The organism is Phyllobacterium sp. K27, assembly GCF_054796155.1.
In genome coordinates this window covers 2,345,925-2,363,137 of sequence record NZ_CM139240.1, presented here as the reverse complement: position 1 = coordinate 2,363,137, position 17,213 = coordinate 2,345,925, and the positions used below count along the sequence as shown (strand labels likewise).

Below are 17,213 nucleotides of genomic sequence, written 5' to 3'. Positions count from 1 at the left end.
AATTTGAAGGTCTGAGATTAAAAGGCTTGAGCTGATGGCAGCGGTAGAACAAAAAACAGTTGATACGGGTGAGGCGGAGATGCGTCTCGACCGTTGGTTCAAAGTACATTATCCGGGGCTGGGCTTCGGGCATTTGCAGAAGTTGCTGCGTTCCGGTCAGATCCGTATTGATGGCTCGCGCGCGAAATCCGACACGCGCCTTCAGGCCGGGCAAACAGTGCGCATTCCGCCTTTGCCCGTTGATTCGAAAGCTGAAGGCCATCTAACCGGCAAAAGCATACGAGGCCGCGATGATGGCGATGTTCTCAAGCAGATGCTGCTTTATGAAGATCCGAAGGTTTATGTTTTCAACAAACCAGCGGGATTGGCCGTTCAGGGTGGCTCGGGTGTCAATCGTCACGTCGATGATATGCTGGAAGCATGGCGCAACAAAAGGGGTGAAAAACCCCGGCTGGTGCACCGGCTGGATCGCGATACCTCCGGCGTGCTGGTCGTTGCCCGGACACGCGGCGCCGCACAGGCATTGACTGCCGCATTCCGTGAACGAGAAACAAAGAAAACCTATTGGGCGCTGGTCAAGGGTATCCCACGCAAGCGCGAAGACAAAATCGCCACCTGGCTTGCCAAGGAAGCAACCGAAGATGGCGACCGCATGCGCGTTGTGCCCCATGGTGAACCGGATTCGGATCATGCAATATCCTATTACAGGGTTATTGAATCCGCAGGGCAGGTGCTGACCTGGCTTGAAATGGAACCTTATACAGGGCGCACGCATCAGCTTCGCGTTCATGCGGCCCATATTGGCTGTCCGATCATCGGTGATCCAAAGTACTTCGAAGCCGATACCAATTGGTCGTTTCCGGGCGGCATCCAGAACCGCCTGCACCTCCATGCAAGACGCATTCGCATACCAAACCCATCCGGCGGCATCATTGATGTAACCGCTCCACTGCCGCCCCATATGGTGCAGACATGGAACCTTTTGGGTCTGGATGAAAACGATGCAGATGAAGACAACTGAGAGCGGGGGCGACCTGCTGGCTGTAGAAACGGACTTTACCAATGCGTGATGAACTTTTCAGCATGGACACGAAACAGGAGCTTTCCGATCCTGATCCTGTTCGCCGTGCGCAGATAACGTCAAAACTGCCTCTGCCGAAGCGATTCTACAAAGAGGCCGCCATTGCCGAGCGGGATGGAAAGTTTGCAGTGGAACTGGATGGGCGCGCAGTAAAGACGCCCGCGCGGCAAAATCTGCTACTGCCGACGCGTGCCGCGGCACAGCTCATTGCTGATGAGTTTACAGCGCAGGAAAAGGAAATTGATCCGGCGCGGATGCCCACAACGCGTCTCGCCAACACCGCGATTGATGGGATCATCAATGATCCACAAGCAGTGTTGGAAGACGTTCTACGCTTTGCATCGTCAGATATGCTTTGCTATCGCGCTGGTTCCCCGGAACGTTTGGTGCAACGTCAGACGGACTCTTGGGACCCGATCATCGATTGGGCGGCCATGAGCCTGAATGCGCGCTTTGTGCTTGCGGAAGGCGTGATGCATGTCGAGCAACCTCGCGAAGCGCTTGGTGCATTTGGCGTTCACCTTGGCGCTTTCACCGATCCATTTGCGATTGCGGCGCTCCACACCATCACAACTCTGACAGGTTCGGCCATTTTGGCGTTGGCTGTTGCCAAAGGTGAAATCTCCGGCGATGAGGCATGGAAACTCGCTCATCTGGAAGAAGACTGGACGGCCGAGCAATGGGGCGAAGACGCAGAAGCCGCTGCCCGCCGGGATATCCGCGAGCGCGAAATGCAGGCCGCTGTGAAAATATTGCAAGCGGTTTCGGTATAGAATACTGGTTCGATTTTCCCTGGGCTTTAAAGCAGAAAACCCCGGCCAAGCCGGGGTTTTCGCATTTCTGAGGCTCGGATTATACCGAATAGTACATGTCATATTCGACCGGATGCGGGGTCATCTCATAACGCATCACTTCAGCCATCTTCAATTCAATGAACGAGTCGATCTGATCATCATCGAACACGCCGCCTGCCTTGAGGAAAGCACGATCCTTATCGAGGCTCTGGAGGGCTTCACGCAGCGAACCGCAGACAGTCGGAATCTTTTTAAGTTCCTTTGCAGGAAGATCATAGAGATCCTTGTCCATTGGTTGGCCAGGATGGATCTTGTTCTTGATACCATCAAGACCAGCCATCAGCATGGCAGCAAAGCCGAGATATGGATTTGCTGTTGGATCAGGGAAGCGGATTTCAACGCGCTTTGACTTCGGCGAGGAGCCAAACGGAATACGGCAGGATGCCGAACGGTTGCGTGCCGAGTATGCCAAGAGAACCGGAGCTTCATAACCTGGCACCAGGCGCTTGTAAGAGTTGGTCGACGGATTTGTGAAGGCATTGATTGCCTTGGCGTGCTTGATGATACCACCAATGAAGAACAGGCAGTTTTCCGACAGACCCGCATATTCATTGCCCGCAAATGTCGGCTTGCCATCTTTCCAGATCGACATGTGGACGTGCATGCCCGAGCCATTATCGCCAAACACCGGCTTTGGCATGAAGGTTGCAGTCTTGCCATAGGCATTGGCAACCTGATGCACGACATATTTGTAGATGAGCATCTTATCGGCATTACGTGTCAAATGATCGAACTTGATACCAAGCTCGTGCTGGGCAGCCGCGACTTCATGGTGGTGCTTTTCAACGCGCACGCCCATTTCCGTCAAGACTGTCAGCATTTCCGAGCGCATGTCCTGCGCGCTGTCAATCGGGGGAACCGGAAAATAACCACCCTTGACGCGAGGACGGTGACCAAGATTGCCGGTCTCATAATCCGTGTCATCATTGGAGGGTAGTTCAGTTGAATCCAGCTTGAAGCCTGTGTTGTACGGATCGGCTTTGTATTTCACATCGTCGAAGACAAAGAATTCGGCTTCTGGACCAACGAAAATTGTGTCGCCAACGCCCTCGGCCTTCATGTAGGCCTCAGCCTTCTTGGCCGTGCCGCGCGGATCACGATTGTAGGATTCGCCTGAAACCGGATCAAGGATATCACAAAGAATAACCATGGTGGACTGTGCAAAGAACGGGTCCATGTGGACCGTCTCAGTGTCAGGCATCAACACCATGTCCGATTCATTAATGGCTTTCCAGCCAGCGATGGACGAGCCGTCGAACATAACGCCATCGGCGAACATATCCTCGTCGACCTCAGCAACATCCATCGTCACGTGCTGCAGTTTGCCCTTGGGATCAGTGAAGCGAAGGTCAAGGAACTTTACGTCATTGTCTTTGATCTGCTTGAGAATATCATTTGCAGTCGTCATACCAATTTTCCTTATTAAGCGCGATGATTGGGTGCCGGATTCATCGCCCGGCAACAGTTGGATCAGATGGCGTCGATACCGGATTCACCGGTTCGAATGCGAACGACTTCCTCGATATTGGAGACGAAGATTTTCCCGTCGCCGATACGTCCAGTCTGAGCAGCCTTGCGAATTGCCTCTATTGCAGCTTCGACGGACTCATCACCAAGGACAATTTCCACTTTTACCTTCGGCAAAAAGTCGACGACATATTCTGCGCCACGATATAATTCCGTATGACCTTTTTGACGGCCAAAGCCCTTGGCTTCAGTGACCGTGATGCCTTGAAGCCCCACTTCCTGCAGTGCTTCTTTCACCTCGTCCAGCTTGAACGGTTTGATGATGGCTTCGATTTTCTTCATCAGAGATCGATCTCCCTATATAACCGGCGGGCCTATGCCCGCTTGCCCATCATAAAAGCATGAAGCGTGCCAATTCCATGGCTTTTGAAGAATAATCTTGAAACAGCTATTTAAAGCCGCTTTGACAGACGGTTTCTTATTCTCATCGGTCGAATTCAATCAGTGGTGCACAAATGAAAGGAATGTTCGGGCTAAAAATTAGGCATGTTGCAATTTTATTAGGCGATGCAGGTGCTGCGGCTTACTTAATTCGTTTTGCAAGTGCTTGTGCTGCCTGCGGAGCGCGCATTTTGCCTTCATGAATGAAATAAATGAATACGTCCCGCGCAAGCACTGCCGCTTTGTCATCCGGAGCAGCCAAGGGAAGATCGTCTGGGACGTTGCCTTCTGCCCAGAGCTTTGCCCGGTCTGCCCATTTATCCAGGGCCTCGGCTGTATAAGCCGTTTCAATAGTGTCATCACCCTTTTGAAGGCGTGCATAGATAAAATCCGATGTCACATCAGCAATTTCTGGATACTCAAAATGCTCCGCATAGACGACGGCCACGTCTTTCTTGCGCGCCAAGGCAATAAATTCAGGATCGATAAAAGATGGATTACGGACTTCGATAGCGTGACGCAGCGGCAAGCCCGCTTCTTTTCGGGGAAGGAGATCCAGAAAAGCGCCGAAATCGTCGGAGTCGAACTTCTTTGTCGGCGCAAACTGCCAAATGAGGGGTCCTAAACGGTCTCCAAGCTCCGCCAATCCTGATTTGATGAACCGTTCCATGGACTCGCCCGCATCCGCCAACACCTTGCGATTGGTGACAAAACGATTGCCCTTGACGGAGAAAATGAAACCATCTGGCACCTGGCCAGCCCATTTGGCAAAGGTTTCGGGCTTTTGTGTCCCATAATAGGTGCTGTTGATTTCTATTGTCTGGAGATGCTGCCCCGCATAGTTGAGCTCTTTGGCCTTTGACAGACCTTCCGGATAGAACGTCCCGCGCCATGGTTCGAAAATCCAGCCGCCAATGCCCGCCCGAATGGTTCCTGCAGTCATAGTTTCCTCCCTGACCATATCCAAACTAACGCAATGGCATCCTGAAAAGAAGTGCTCGACTATTCGGCCGCTGCTTGCACCCTATGTCCTGGACGACGGCGCAAAAGCTCCTTCAGAAACTGGCCTGTATAAGATCGTTCGGCATCGACAATATCCTCAGGGCGGCCAACCGCCACAATCTCACCGCCTCCGTCGCCACCTTCCGGCCCCAGGTCGATCACCCAATCGGCAGTCTTGATGACTTCCAGATTGTGCTCGATCACGACCACAGTATTGCCTTGATCCACTAGCTCATGCAAAACTTCAAGAAGCTTTGCTACGTCATGGAAATGTAAGCCTGTTGTTGGCTCATCAAGAATATAAAGGGTACGACCTGTAGCCTTGCGGGACAGTTCCTTCGCAAGCTTGATGCGCTGCGCCTCACCGCCGGAAAGTGTATTTGCCTGTTGGCCGACATGGATATAGCCGAGACCAACCTTCGCCAGGGTCTGCAACTTGTCACGAACAGCCGGAACCGCAGCGAAGAATTCTGCACCTTCTTCAACAGTCATATCAAGGACGTCGGCAATCGACTTGCCCTTGAACAGGACTTCCAGCGTTTCACGATTATAGCGCTTGCCATGGCATACGTCACAGGTGACATAGACATCGGGCAGGAAGTGCATTTCAATCTTGATAACACCATCACCCTGACAGGCTTCACAGCGCCCGCCTTTGACATTGAACGAAAAACGGCCCGGCTGATAGCCGCGCGCCTTGGCTTCCGGTAAACCGGCAAACCAGTCTCGGATGGGTGTAAACGCCCCCGTATAGGTGGCGGGATTGGATCGCGGGGTGCGTCCGATGGGTGACTGGTCGATATCGATGACCTTATCCAGGAACTCCAAACCCTCAATATGGTCGTGCTCTGCGGGATGTTCCCGCGAGCCCATGATCCGCCGCGATGCGGCTTTGAACAATGTCTCGATAAGGAATGTGGATTTTCCGCCACCCGATACGCCCGTTACAGCCGTGAAAGTGCCGAGCGGGATTTCCGCCGAGACATTTTTCAGGTTGTTGCCACGCGCACCGACAACTTTGATACGCTTCTTGTCGACCTTCCGACGTTCCGCTGGAACAGCCACTTCGACTTCGCCCGACAAATACTTGCCTGTCAAAGATTTCGGGCTGGCCATAATATCCGCTGGACTGCCTTTCGCAATAATCTGACCGCCATGAATACCGGCGGCAGGCCCGATATCGACCACATAGTCAGCGGTTAAAATCGCATCCTCGTCGTGCTCGACCACAATAACTGTATTTCCGAGATCCCGCAGGTGGCGCAAGGTCTTTAGCAATTGCTCGTTATCCCGCTGATGCAGGCCAATGGATGGCTCGTCCAGAACATAAAGAACGCCCGTAAGACCAGAGCCAATCTGCGATGCGAGCCGGATACGCTGACTTTCACCGCCGGAGAGGGTGCCTGAATTGCGTGAAAGCGCCAGATAGTCGAGGCCAACATCATTCAGGAAGCGCAGGCGCTCGCGGATTTCTTTAAGAATGCGCGCAGCAATTTCCGTCTGCTTCTCGTTGAAGCTCTTATCGATGTCACTGAACCAGGCATCCGCATGACGAATGGATTTTTCAGTGATCTGACCAATATGCAGGCCACCGATTTTAACGGCAAGAGCTTCGGGCTTCAAACGATAACCCTTGCAGGCCGGGCAGGGTGTGCCGGACATGAAACGTTCGATCTCCTCGCGCGACCATGCGGAGTCCGTCTCTTTCCACCGGCGCTCCAGATTAGGAATAACGCCTTCAAATGATTTGGTCGTACGGTAGGAACGCAAACCATCATCGTAGGAGAATGCGATTTCGCGGCTGCCGGTACCATAAAGTATGGCTTCGCGCGCATTATCATTCAGGTCGCGCCAACGCTCGCCAAGCTTGAAACCATAGGCTTCGCCCAATGCCTGCAATGTCTGGCTATAATAAGGAGAACTCGATTTCGCCCAGGGTGCAATTGCACCATTCTTCAATGTCAGGGACTCATCCGGAATGATCATTGTCGGATCAATGGCCTTTTGAGTGCCGAGACCATCGCAGGTCGGGCAGGCACCAAAAGGATTGTTGAACGAGAACAGGCGCGGTTCAATCTCTGAAATCGTGAAACCCGAGACAGGGCAGGCGAATTTTTCCGAAAACATGATGCGTTCATGTGTTTCGTTTTTGGATTTATTGGCAGATTCACTGGATGTCTCGTCGGCAGGCAGAGGCTTATCGGCAAATTCTGCCACAGCAATGCCGTCTGCGAGCTTCAGGCAAGTTTCCAGACTGTCCGCCAGACGCGCAGAAATATCCGGACGGACCACAATGCGGTCAACCACAACGTCAATATCGTGTTTGTATTTCTTATCCAGCGCTGGAACATCAGCAATCTCATAAAATATGCCGTCGACCTTCACACGCTGAAAACCGCGTTTCTGCAAATCGGCAAGCTCTTTGCGATATTCGCCCTTACGCCCGCGCACTATGGGTGCGAGAATGAACAGACGGGCGCCTTCCTCAAGCGCCATGACGCGATCCACCATCTGGCTGACAGTCTGGCTTTCAATAGGCAAACCTGTTGCGGGTGAATAAGGCACGCCGACACGCGCATAAAGCAGGCGCAAATAGTCATAAATCTCGGTGACGGTGCCAACCGTGGAGCGCGGATTGCGGCTGGTTGTCTTTTGTTCGATCGAGATTGCCGGAGACAAGCCATCAATCTGATCGACATCCGGCTTCTGCATCATTTCCAGAAACTGCCGTGCATAGGCCGACAGGCTTTCGACATAGCGCCTCTGGCCTTCCGCATAGATCGTATCAAAGGCGAGCGAGGACTTGCCCGAACCAGACAGGCCGGTCATGACAATCAACTTGTCGCGCGGCAGGTCGAGATCAATGTTCTTCAAATTATGTTCGCGCGCGCCGCGAATGGAAATGTACTTCTGATCGCTCATGTTGGTTCGCCTTTGAGAGGGCATGCTGTTGTGGGGAATTGTTCTCGGAGAGAAGGGTTCCCTTTATCTAGTGCATTATGGATAATTTGCGAGGCCGGACTTTGCCCAGCATCCTGAATCACCATAGCCATGTTGACATTATTAGAGCAAGTGTTAGAACAAAGAAAGAACAAATATTATTGATACCAGCTCTCGTTGCATTGGGATGTATCCGGCCACGAATTGATCGTAAATGAGCACTTTCAGCTGGTGTAGTCGGTTGTACAAACGAAAAATGTCTCCTGACAAATCTGGCAGGAGCGTGATTGCAGCAAGTGATAGGCGATGTTGGCAGGAGGTGTATATTGTGGATAGTGGCAATCAATTGCCCGCCACGCCCATGGCTTCTGTATGATAGGCAAAATTTAAAATTGGAATTTGTGGAGTTTTGAACATGGCAGGCAGTGTCAACAAGGTCATTTTGGTCGGAAATCTTGGCGCTGACCCCGAAGTCCGGCGGCTGGGATCGGGTGATCCCGTTGTGAATCTGCGTATCGCGACTTCGGAAAGCTGGCGCGACAAGAATAGCGGCGAACGCAAAGAAAAGACCGAATGGCACAGCGTTGTCATTTTCAATGACAATCTTGCAAAAGTTGCCGAGCAGTACTTGAAAAAGGGTATGAAAGTTTATCTGGAGGGCGCGCTTCAGACCCGTAAATGGCAGGACCAGACGGGCAATGATCGCTATTCAACGGAAGTTGTGCTGCAAAAATTCCGTGGTGAGTTACAGATGCTTGACTCCCGCGGTGAAGGTGCCGGATCTGGCGGGGGACGCTCTTTCGAGGGGAATTCAGGGCGCGGTCAGGTAAATGACGATCGTGGTGGTTCCGACTTCGGTCGGTCCAGTGCGGGGAGTTCTTCCAGCTCGAGCGGCGGTAATTTCTCACGCGATCTCGATGATGAAATTCCGTTCTGATCAAAATAGAACGCTGGTGTCAAATCTCAGTCAATTCAGGCATCGGGTGGTTCAAGGACTGCCCGATGTTTGTTTTGGAAAGCTAGACAATCAAGCTAGTTTTCCGGCTCTTTCGACCAGTGAAATGATGATCTCGTAGAGTTCCTCTTTTGCCTGTGCAGGAGAGATATCGTCATTGACTGCGGCATTCGATAAGCCTTCAGCAGCACCAAGCATCCCCCACAACCCGGCCGAAGAAACGCCCTGTGCGCCGGAGAACGCATTTAAAAGGTGTCTGCACTTTTCTATAAAGACTGTCTCAAAGTCGTGCTTTATCTTATCAAGTTCCGGTGACCCCTTCAGTGCAGCAGTGATTCCGGGAATTTCGCGCCCCTGTGTGAGAACACAATCAACATAGGATGAGGCGATCATCTTGGCGACGTCGATAAGATTAGCGGCGGCACGCTCAAGCGCCGCATCCATTATTGCAGTCTGACGCGCGTCGAACTCCTTAAAAAGGGCTGCGAGTAGTCCCGGCCGCGTGCCAAAATGATCATAGACGACGGGTTTTGTTACACCCGACAACTCGGCCAGTCTCCCGAGCGTCAACGCTTCTGTGCCTTCGTCGTGAATTAATTTCCATGAAACATCCAATAATTGTCGCTGGCGTGCTTCCCGTGAAAGACGCTGGCGCGGGACTGCTGGGGATGAGGAGTTTGAAGGTTTTGTGCTTGACATCGCTATATACCAAAAGTAACTTACTAAAAGTATATAAGGTTTTACGCAGTTGCACAATCTCTAATCATGGAGTCATCAAATGCACGCACTCATTGTCACCTCGCACCCCGAACCCAAATCGCTGACCAATAGCGTTGCTCTAAAGATCGGTGAGGGGCTGGTGCAATCCAGTTCGGACCATTCATTCGAAATCGCTGACCTTGCCGCAGAAGGTTTTGATCCGCGATTCACCGAAGCTGATCTTGCGACCCATCGCTTGCGGGTCACTACACCATCCGATATAGCAGCTGAACAAGCGCGAATAGACCGGGCAGACAGTTTGGTACTCGTATTTCCAGTCTACTGGTGGTCAATGCCTGGCCTGCTCAAGGGTTGGATCGATCGTGTTTTTTCGAATGGTTGGGCATATGACGACAATTTTGATGGGAAGTTACGCAAGAAGCTTGGCCATCTTCAAATCCACCTCGTCGGCATCGGAGGTGCAGATGCGAACACGTATGAAAAGCATGGATACGATATCGCCATGAAGACACAAATTGATCACGGAATCTTTGATTATTGTGGCGCTCCTGTGATGTCATCGACACGTTTGTTGGATTCAGACTCGCTAGATCCGCGCCAACAGTTTGATGCTGCGCGGAATATTGGTGCGGCCCTCTTCGATAAGCATATGCAGATCCGATCAACAGTGGCTGCCTGAACCGCCAATGGCTCCATCAATAACGCATTGCTGTTCGGCATCCGATGCAATTGTCGCAGGACAACTGGTCTGTTAGACCAGTTGGGCAAGTGCATCGGAGACCGATTATGACGCAAGTCGAAACACCAGTTGCACCCCGCCATCGTCTTGTTATCGTCGGCGCAGGCTTTGGCGGTCTGGTCACAGTTCAAAATCTGCGTGATGTCGATATTGATATAACGCTGATCGATCAACGCAATCACCATCTATTTCAGCCGCTGCTTTATCAAGTTGCTACATCGACACTGGCCACGTCCGAAATCGCTTGGCCAATCCGGCATCTTTTGCGCAAATTCAAGAATGTGAAGACGTTGCTGGGCACAGTTGACGGGGTTGATGCTGTCGCAAGGACGGTTTCCACGCTCGATGGCGAGGTAATTTCCTATGACACCCTCGTTCTGGCAACCGGTGCGCGACACGCATATTTCGGTCATGATGATTGGGAATCTTATGCGCCTGGCTTGAAGACGCTCGAGGATGCCACGATGATCCGTCGGCGCATTCTTACGGCATTCGAAAAAGCTGAACGCGAGCCTGATCCGGCAAAGCGCGCAGAACTGCTGACATTTGTGATTATTGGTGGCGGACCAACCGGCGTGGAAATCGCCGGAACTCTGGCTGACTTGTCACGCGACACATTGAAGGGTGATTTCCGGGTGATTGATCCGGCTGCGGCCCGTGTCGTGCTGATTGAAGGCGGTCCGCGTGTTCTGGGCGCATTCAACGAGGATCTTTCTGCCTATGCCAAGCGGGCGCTTGAGAAGCTTGGCGTTACTGTGCATGTCGGTAATCCGGTGACCGAATGCCACGCAGATGGCGTGGAATTTGCAGGCCATTCCTTACGGGCGAAAACAATCATCTGGGCAGCGGGTGTACAAGCTTCCCCGGCAGCAAAATGGTTGAACGCACCGGCTGACAGGGCAGGACGTCTGGTTGTTAATGCTGATCTTACAGTTCCAGACCATCCTGAAATTTTTGTCATTGGCGATACCGCAACGGTCGCAAACGGCGACAAAGGGACCGTTCCGGGCATAGCACCTGCCGCCAAGCAACAAGGCGCGCATGTTGCGAAAATCATTAAGGCGCGTCTCGCTGGTGATACTACATCAAAACCATTCCGATATCGACATTCAGGCGATCTGGCGACGATAGGCAAGCGAGCCGCCGTTACGGATTTCGGATTCATCAAGTTTAAAGGCTACACCGCCTGGTGGTTATGGGGATTGGCACATATCTACTTCTTGATCGGTGTGCGTAATCGACTTGCGGTTGCTCTAAGCTGGCTGTGGATATCGGTGACAGGCGCACGTAGCGCGCGCTTGATTACTCAGCGGGAGGCGGCAGAAGAAGACAGGCCACTATAGCAAGTAAGCGCCTCAAATCATCAAACCGTTATGAACGTCTTGATGCCATCCGCAACGAATTGCACCGCCAGCGCGGCAAGAATGACACCCAGCAGACGTGTCAGGATCGAGCGGCCTGTTTCACCCAGAAAGCGGTCAACGCGCTCTGCAACGAAAAACACCAGATAGGCCGCGAGTATGCACACGAGTATAACGCCAATCAAAGCAAGGCGTGAAGCTGGCGTTGACATTGTGCCTGCCAGAAGGATCGTCGCCGATATGGCTCCGGGGCCGGCGATGAGCGGAATTGCCAAGGGGAAAGCAGCAATATTGCGGATGTGATCCTTGGTGATCGCCACCGCGGCGCTCTTTTCCTTTCGATCCTGACGTTTTTCGAAAATCATCTCGAAGGCGATCCAGAAAAGAAGCAGGCCACCGGCAATGCGGAATGCCCCAAGCGTTATGCCGAACAGTGCCAATATTTGAGCGCCCGCAATTGCAAAGACAGTAAGCACGACGAATGCAGTGATGCTGGCGCGCAGCGCAACCTGGCCACGTTCCTTGCGGTTCATACCTTGCGTAAGGGCCAGGAAAAGCGGCGCGAGCCCCGGTGGATCAATCGTGACCATCAGAGTCACGAGCGCATTCAGAATTGTGTCATATAACGCCACGATTTTGCTTTTCTTTTCTGATTTATGTCACGCAAGCCCATGGCTGCCCCACCTTAACTTACCGGATTTGCCATCCAGCGTCGATAATGATGAGATTTATTAGGCAAGTTTTTCACCGCATGAGAAACTCCATTTTATGTCATTGATATTAAAAGGTTTTCATCTGTGCATTACCGGCGCGATAATTGGCATTTGGTTTGGAAAGCCGCTATAAGATCAAAGATTGATTCTATTCGAAAGATGAGTGCCTCGTGTCTGACTTAACTCCACCTCCTGGCCCAGAAGACGACAAGACCGGACCTGGTTCCGGTATTGAAGCCATTTCCATCATCGAGGAGATGCAGCGTTCCTATCTCGATTATGCGATGAGCGTGATTGTCAGCCGTGCGCTGCCCGATGTGCGCGATGGCTTGAAGCCGGTCCATCGCCGTATCCTTCATGCGATGAATGAAATGGGCCTTTCCTGGAACCGATCATATCGGAAGTCTGCCGGTGTCGTCGGTGAGGTTATGGGTAAATACCATCCCCATGGTGATGCTTCGATCTATGATGCGCTCGTACGTATGGCGCAGGATTGGTCGTTGCGCGACCCGCTCGTTGATGGGCAGGGAAATTTCGGTTCCATTGACGGTGATAGTCCTGCCGCCATGCGATATACGGAATGCCGTCTGGAAAAAGTCACCGAATCGCTGCTTGCCGATATCGACAAAGAAACCGTTGATTTCCAAGATAATTATGACGGTCGTGAGCAGGAGCCGACGGTCCTGCCAGCGCGATTCCCAAATCTTCTTGTCAATGGTTCCGGCGGTATTGCCGTTGGTATGGCGACCAATGTGCCGCCGCACAATCTGGCTGAAGTTATCAATGGTTGTGTTGCCCTGATCGACAATCCGGCAATCGAATTGCCGGAAATGATGGAATATATTCCGGGTCCGGATTTCCCGACTGGCGGTTTGATCCTTGGTCGCTCTGGCATCATGTCGGCTTACAGTACCGGTCGCGGCTCTATTTTGATGCGCGGCAAGGTTGCTATCGAAAGCATGCGCGGCGACCGTGAAGCCATCATCATTACTGAAGTGCCTTATCAGGTAAACAAGGCGACGATGATCGAGAAGATGGCCGATCTGGTTCGCGAAAAGCGGATCGAAGGCATCTCGGACATTCGCGATGAGTCTGACCGCGACGGTTATCGTGTTGTGGTCGAATTGAAGCGTGACGCGGTTGCTGATGTAATCGTGAACCAGCTTTACCGCTTTACCCCGCTGCAATCATCATTTGGCGCCAATATGGTGGCATTGAATGGTGGCAAGCCGGGTCTGTTGAATCTGCTTGATATTCTGCGGGCTTTCGTCAGTTTCCGTGAAGAAGTAGTCAGCCGTCGTACCAAGTTCCTGCTTCGCAAGGCTCGCGATCGCGCGCACGTCTTGGTTGGTCTTGCTATTGCTGTAGCGAACATCGACGAAATTATCGCCCTGATCCGAAAGGCTCCAGATCCGGCAACAGCTCGTGACCAGTTGATGGAACGCCGCTGGCCCGCCAATGATGTTGCGCCGTTGATCACATTGATCGCTGATCCGCGTCACACGCTTAACGACGATAATACCTACAATTTGTCCGAAGAGCAGGCCCGCGCCATTCTTGATCTGCGTTTGCAGAGACTGACTGCTCTCGGACGCGATGAAATCGCTGATGAATTGAACAAGATCGGCGTTGAAATCGCCGATTATCTTGAAATTCTCGCCTCGCGTACCCGCATTATGGGAATCGTCAAGGATGAGTTGATTGCAATTCGCGATGAGTTTGGTACGCCGCGTCGCTCTGTCCTGACGGAAGGCGGAGCCGATATGGACGATGAGGATCTCATTGCCCGCGAAGACATGGTGGTTACGGTTAGCCATGCCGGTTACATCAAGCGTGTACCGCTTGCGACCTATCGTGCGCAGCGCCGTGGCGGCAAAGGCCGCTCTGGTGTGTCGATGAAGGACGAGGATTTTGTAACACGGCTGTTCGTTGCCAATACGCATACGCCAATGCTGTTCTTCTCGTCACGCGGTATTGTCTATAAGGAAAAAGTCTGGCGCTTGCCGATTGGGACGCCGCAGTCACGCGGCAAGGCTTTGATCAACATGCTGCCGCTCGAACAGGGCGAACGCATTACCACGATCATGCCACTGCCTGAGGATGAGGCCAGCTGGGCAAATCTCGACGTCATGTTTGCGACAACACGCGGTACAGTCCGTCGCAACAAGTTGTCGGACTTCGTGCAGGTTAATCGCAACGGTAAAATTGCGATGAAGCTTGAGGAAGACGGTGACGAAATTCTCAGCGTTGATACATGTAATGAATTTGACGATGTGCTGCTAACCGCAGCAGGCGGTCAGTGCATACGCTTCCCCGTAACGGATGTGCGCGTGTTTGTCGGGCGTAATTCCATCGGCGTTCGCGGCATCAGCCTTGCCCCTGGCGACAAGATCATTTCAATGGCAATCCTTGGCCATGTTGACGCAAGTCCGGCAGAGCGTTCAGCTTATCTGAAACAGGCGGCGGCAGAGCGCAGGGCGCAGGGCGCTGATGATGTTGAGGAAATTGCGCTCGTTGGCGAGGAGGCGGCTGAATTGACGAGCCTTTCAGCTGAACGTTATGCAGAGCTCCGGGATCGGGAACAGACCGTCCTGACGGTCAGCGAGTTCGGATATGGCAAGCGCTCGTCATCTTACGAGTTCCGCGTGTCGGGCCGTGGGGGCAAGGGTATCCGCGCGACCGATACATCGAAGACTGATGAGATTGGCAAGCTGGTTGCGCTATTCCCGATCGCTGCAGCAGATCAAATTCTGCTGGTTTCTGATAGGGGGCAACTTATTCGCGTTCCGGTAAACGGAATTCGCATTGCTGGGCGGTCTACGAAGGGCGTAACCATCTTCAATACTGCTGATGGCGAAAAGGTTGTTTCGGTGGAGCGGATTTCTGAAACCGAGTCCGAAGACATTGAGGATGATGCAACGTCTGAAGAAGTGGTCACACCAGCTTCAGATGATGGTGCTGGCGAAGAATAGCACGCGACAGTCTTAGTTGTCGCGCGTATGATAAACACCAAATCGGGAAGTTCTTAAAGGGGCTTCCCGTTTCTTGTTTTCTTCCACAATCATAATGATAGCGGACACGATCATTGCAATCATCATGGCAATACTCAGAAGAATAAACATTGGTCGTTCCCTTCAGGATCATTGCTATTCATTTCATAGTTAATAACGCGGTAACTATGAAATGGTTTCACCATCGAGGTTCACACATAGTTGAGAGCGGATGAATACTTACTGATCTGCCTGTTCATCTACCATTCACGGTAATGGGTACGGGCCATTGAAACCCTTCGGTAAAACCGGTAGTAAGCGCTCATGACGATAGCAATCTATGCCGGATCATTCGATCCGATCACCAATGGCCATATGGATGTCTTGCAAGGATCGCTGAGACTTGCTGACGAAGTGTTCGTCGCCATCGGAATCCATCCGGGCAAAGCTCCTTTGTTCACATTTGAAGAGCGCGTGGACCTTATTAAGCGGGTTGCTCTGGATGTATTTGGCAAGGATGGTGCCAGGATCAAAGTTGTCGCATTTGATGGATTGCTCATTGATGCTGCCCGTAAACACCAAGCCTCTCTCATGGTACGCGGGTTGCGTGACGGTACCGATCTCGATTACGAAATGCAGATGGCTGGAATGAACGGCAAAATGGCACCTGAACTGCAAACAGTGTTTCTGCCTGCCGATCCATCCGTGCGCACAATTACTGCCACATTAGTTCGCCAGATTGCAGCTATGGGCGGTGACGTCCGGCACTTTGTTCCCGCGCTTGTCGCTGATGCGCTCAAGACTAAATTCAAATCCTGATCTGGAGACTTTCATGTCCGTATTCCGCACAGCATTGCTTGTTGCTGCCGTTTCGTCTCTGTCCTTTGTTACGCTAAGCTCGAGCTGGGCTGACGATGCCAACACAATGACGATCAAACTCAAGGATGGTGACGTCAAGGTCGAGTTGCTTCCAGACCTTGCGCCGAAGCATGTTGAACAGATCAAGGCGCTCGCCAAGGAAGGTGCTTATAATAATGTCGTGTTTCACCGTGTGATTCCCGGTTTCATGGCTCAAACCGGCGATGTCCAATACGGCAACACGGAAAAGGGCTATAATCAAAGCGCGGCAGGTACTGGCGGTTCAACTCGTCCCGATATTCCCGCCGAATTTTCCAAGGAGCCGTTTGTTCGCGGCGTGGTCGGTATGGCCCGTTCGCAGAACCCGAACTCGGCCAACTCACAGTTTTTCATCATGTTCACCGAATATCCTTCGTTGAATGGCCAGTACACGGTTGTCGGCAAGGTAACGAGCGGCATGGATGCCGTAGACAAAATCAAGAAGGGTTCTGAGGCGGATAATGGTGCTGTCGAAAACCCCGACAAGATGCTCAAGGTCACAGTTGGCCAATAATTACTAACAAGGAGATTGCCTCAAATGGCTTACAAAGACCCAGAAAATACAATCCTTCTCGAAACAACGAAGGGTAATGTTGTTATAGAACTTTATCCGGACCTCGCACCTGGCCATGTCGAGCGCATCAAGGAATTGGCGCGCGAAGGCGCATATGACGGCGTGGTATTCCACCGCGTCATCGACGGCTTCATGGCGCAGACCGGCGACGTCAAGTTTGGCAAGCAGGGCGGCAGCTCGTTCAATCCATCGCGCGCCGGTATGGGCGGTTCGGACAAGCCAGACCTGAAGGCTGAATTTTCCAACGCCAATCATGGCCGGGGTGCTTGCTCGATGGCCCGTTCGCAAAACCCGAACTCTGCCAATTCCCAGTTCTTCATCTGCTTCGACGATTCGGGTTTCCTCAATCGTCAATATACGGTTTGGGGTCAGGTCATTGAAGGCATGGACAATGTTGACAAAATTAAGCGTGGCGAGCCGGTGCAGGATCCTGATTCAATCGTTTCCATGCGCGTTGCAGCTGACGCTGAATAAGGCAT

General features: G+C 52.3%; 15 protein-coding genes. 9 read left to right on the top strand and 6 right to left on the bottom strand.

What is annotated here, in order from left to right; all coding sequences use genetic code 11:
* Positions 1-34: 34 nt before the first annotated feature.
* Both ACYJL1_RS11485 and ACYJL1_RS11480 read left to right on the top strand, forming a co-directional pair.
* On the top strand, positions 35-1,021 hold the full coding sequence (locus tag ACYJL1_RS11485) for an RluA family pseudouridine synthase (RefSeq protein ID WP_115053156.1): 987 nt from the start codon (positions 35-37) through the stop codon (positions 1,019-1,021).
* Positions 1,022-1,062: 41 nt separating this feature from the next.
* Positions 1,063-1,854, top strand: coding sequence for an ATP12 family chaperone protein (locus ACYJL1_RS11480; protein ID WP_460895530.1), 792 nt, complete (start codon positions 1,063-1,065; stop codon positions 1,852-1,854).
* Positions 1,855-1,933: 79 nt separating this feature from the next.
* On the opposite strand, the gene glnA is transcribed toward ACYJL1_RS11480, so the two are convergent.
* From glnA to uvrA, 4 genes are all read right to left on the bottom strand, one after another.
* The gene (gene glnA, locus ACYJL1_RS11475; protein ID WP_460895529.1) at positions 1,934-3,343 is read right to left on the bottom strand and encodes a type I glutamate--ammonia ligase; all 1,410 of its coding nucleotides are present in this window, start codon (positions 3,341-3,343) and stop codon (positions 1,934-1,936) included.
* A 62-nt stretch (positions 3,344-3,405) separates the two neighbouring features.
* Positions 3,406-3,744 carry a P-II family nitrogen regulator gene (locus ACYJL1_RS11470; RefSeq protein ID WP_008123000.1) on the bottom strand — a complete coding sequence of 113 codons (339 nt, stop codon included), beginning with the start codon at positions 3,742-3,744 and terminating at the stop codon, positions 3,406-3,408.
* A gap of 241 nt (positions 3,745-3,985) precedes the next feature.
* The gene (locus ACYJL1_RS11465) at positions 3,986-4,786 is read right to left on the bottom strand and encodes a DUF72 domain-containing protein (protein ID WP_460895528.1); all 801 of its coding nucleotides are present in this window, start codon (positions 4,784-4,786) and stop codon (positions 3,986-3,988) included.
* Between the two features lie 59 nt (positions 4,787-4,845).
* Positions 4,846-7,767, bottom strand: a complete 2,922-nt coding sequence (gene uvrA / locus ACYJL1_RS11460) for an excinuclease ABC subunit UvrA (protein ID WP_460895527.1) — start codon at positions 7,765-7,767, stop codon at positions 4,846-4,848.
* Between the two features lie 433 nt (positions 7,768-8,200).
* Between uvrA and ACYJL1_RS11455 the strand changes: the two genes are divergently transcribed.
* Positions 8,201-8,722, top strand: coding sequence for a single-stranded DNA-binding protein (locus ACYJL1_RS11455; protein WP_460895526.1), 522 nt, complete (start codon positions 8,201-8,203; stop codon positions 8,720-8,722).
* A gap of 90 nt (positions 8,723-8,812) precedes the next feature.
* Here ACYJL1_RS11455 and ACYJL1_RS11450 read toward each other — a convergent pair whose 3' ends face one another.
* A complete protein-coding gene (locus ACYJL1_RS11450; RefSeq protein ID WP_460895525.1) occupies positions 8,813-9,439 on the bottom strand; it encodes a TetR/AcrR family transcriptional regulator in 627 nt (208 codons plus the stop codon).
* A gap of 79 nt (positions 9,440-9,518) precedes the next feature.
* Between ACYJL1_RS11450 and ACYJL1_RS11445 the strand changes: the two genes are divergently transcribed.
* A complete protein-coding gene (locus ACYJL1_RS11445) occupies positions 9,519-10,139 on the top strand; it encodes an NAD(P)H-dependent oxidoreductase (protein WP_460895524.1) in 621 nt (206 codons plus the stop codon).
* A gap of 107 nt (positions 10,140-10,246) precedes the next feature.
* On the top strand, positions 10,247-11,542 hold the full coding sequence (locus ACYJL1_RS11440) for an NAD(P)/FAD-dependent oxidoreductase (protein ID WP_460895523.1): 1,296 nt from the start codon (positions 10,247-10,249) through the stop codon (positions 11,540-11,542).
* A gap of 20 nt (positions 11,543-11,562) precedes the next feature.
* Here the strand turns inward: ACYJL1_RS11440 and ACYJL1_RS11435 are convergent, their stop codons facing one another.
* The gene (locus ACYJL1_RS11435) at positions 11,563-12,192 is read right to left on the bottom strand and encodes a MarC family protein (protein WP_460895522.1); all 630 of its coding nucleotides are present in this window, start codon (positions 12,190-12,192) and stop codon (positions 11,563-11,565) included.
* A 338-nt stretch (positions 12,193-12,530) separates the two neighbouring features.
* Here ACYJL1_RS11435 and gyrA point away from each other — a divergent pair, with 338 nt between their 5' ends.
* The 4 genes from gyrA to ACYJL1_RS11415 all read left to right on the top strand — a co-directional run bounded on the left by gyrA (position 12,531) and on the right by ACYJL1_RS11415 (position 17,208).
* Entirely contained in the window at positions 12,531-15,245 is a 2,715-nt protein-coding gene (gene gyrA / locus ACYJL1_RS11430; RefSeq protein WP_460898021.1) for a DNA gyrase subunit A, read from the top strand.
* Between the two features lie 342 nt (positions 15,246-15,587).
* Positions 15,588-16,082 carry a pantetheine-phosphate adenylyltransferase gene (coaD, locus tag ACYJL1_RS11425; RefSeq protein ID WP_460895521.1) on the top strand — a complete coding sequence of 165 codons (495 nt, stop codon included), beginning with the start codon at positions 15,588-15,590 and terminating at the stop codon, positions 16,080-16,082.
* 13 nt (positions 16,083-16,095) lie between these two features.
* Entirely contained in the window at positions 16,096-16,674 is a 579-nt protein-coding gene (locus ACYJL1_RS11420; protein WP_460895520.1) for a peptidylprolyl isomerase, read from the top strand.
* A gap of 24 nt (positions 16,675-16,698) precedes the next feature.
* Entirely contained in the window at positions 16,699-17,208 is a 510-nt protein-coding gene (locus ACYJL1_RS11415; RefSeq protein WP_460895519.1) for a peptidylprolyl isomerase, read from the top strand.
* The last annotated feature ends 5 nt before the right edge of the window (positions 17,209-17,213 follow it).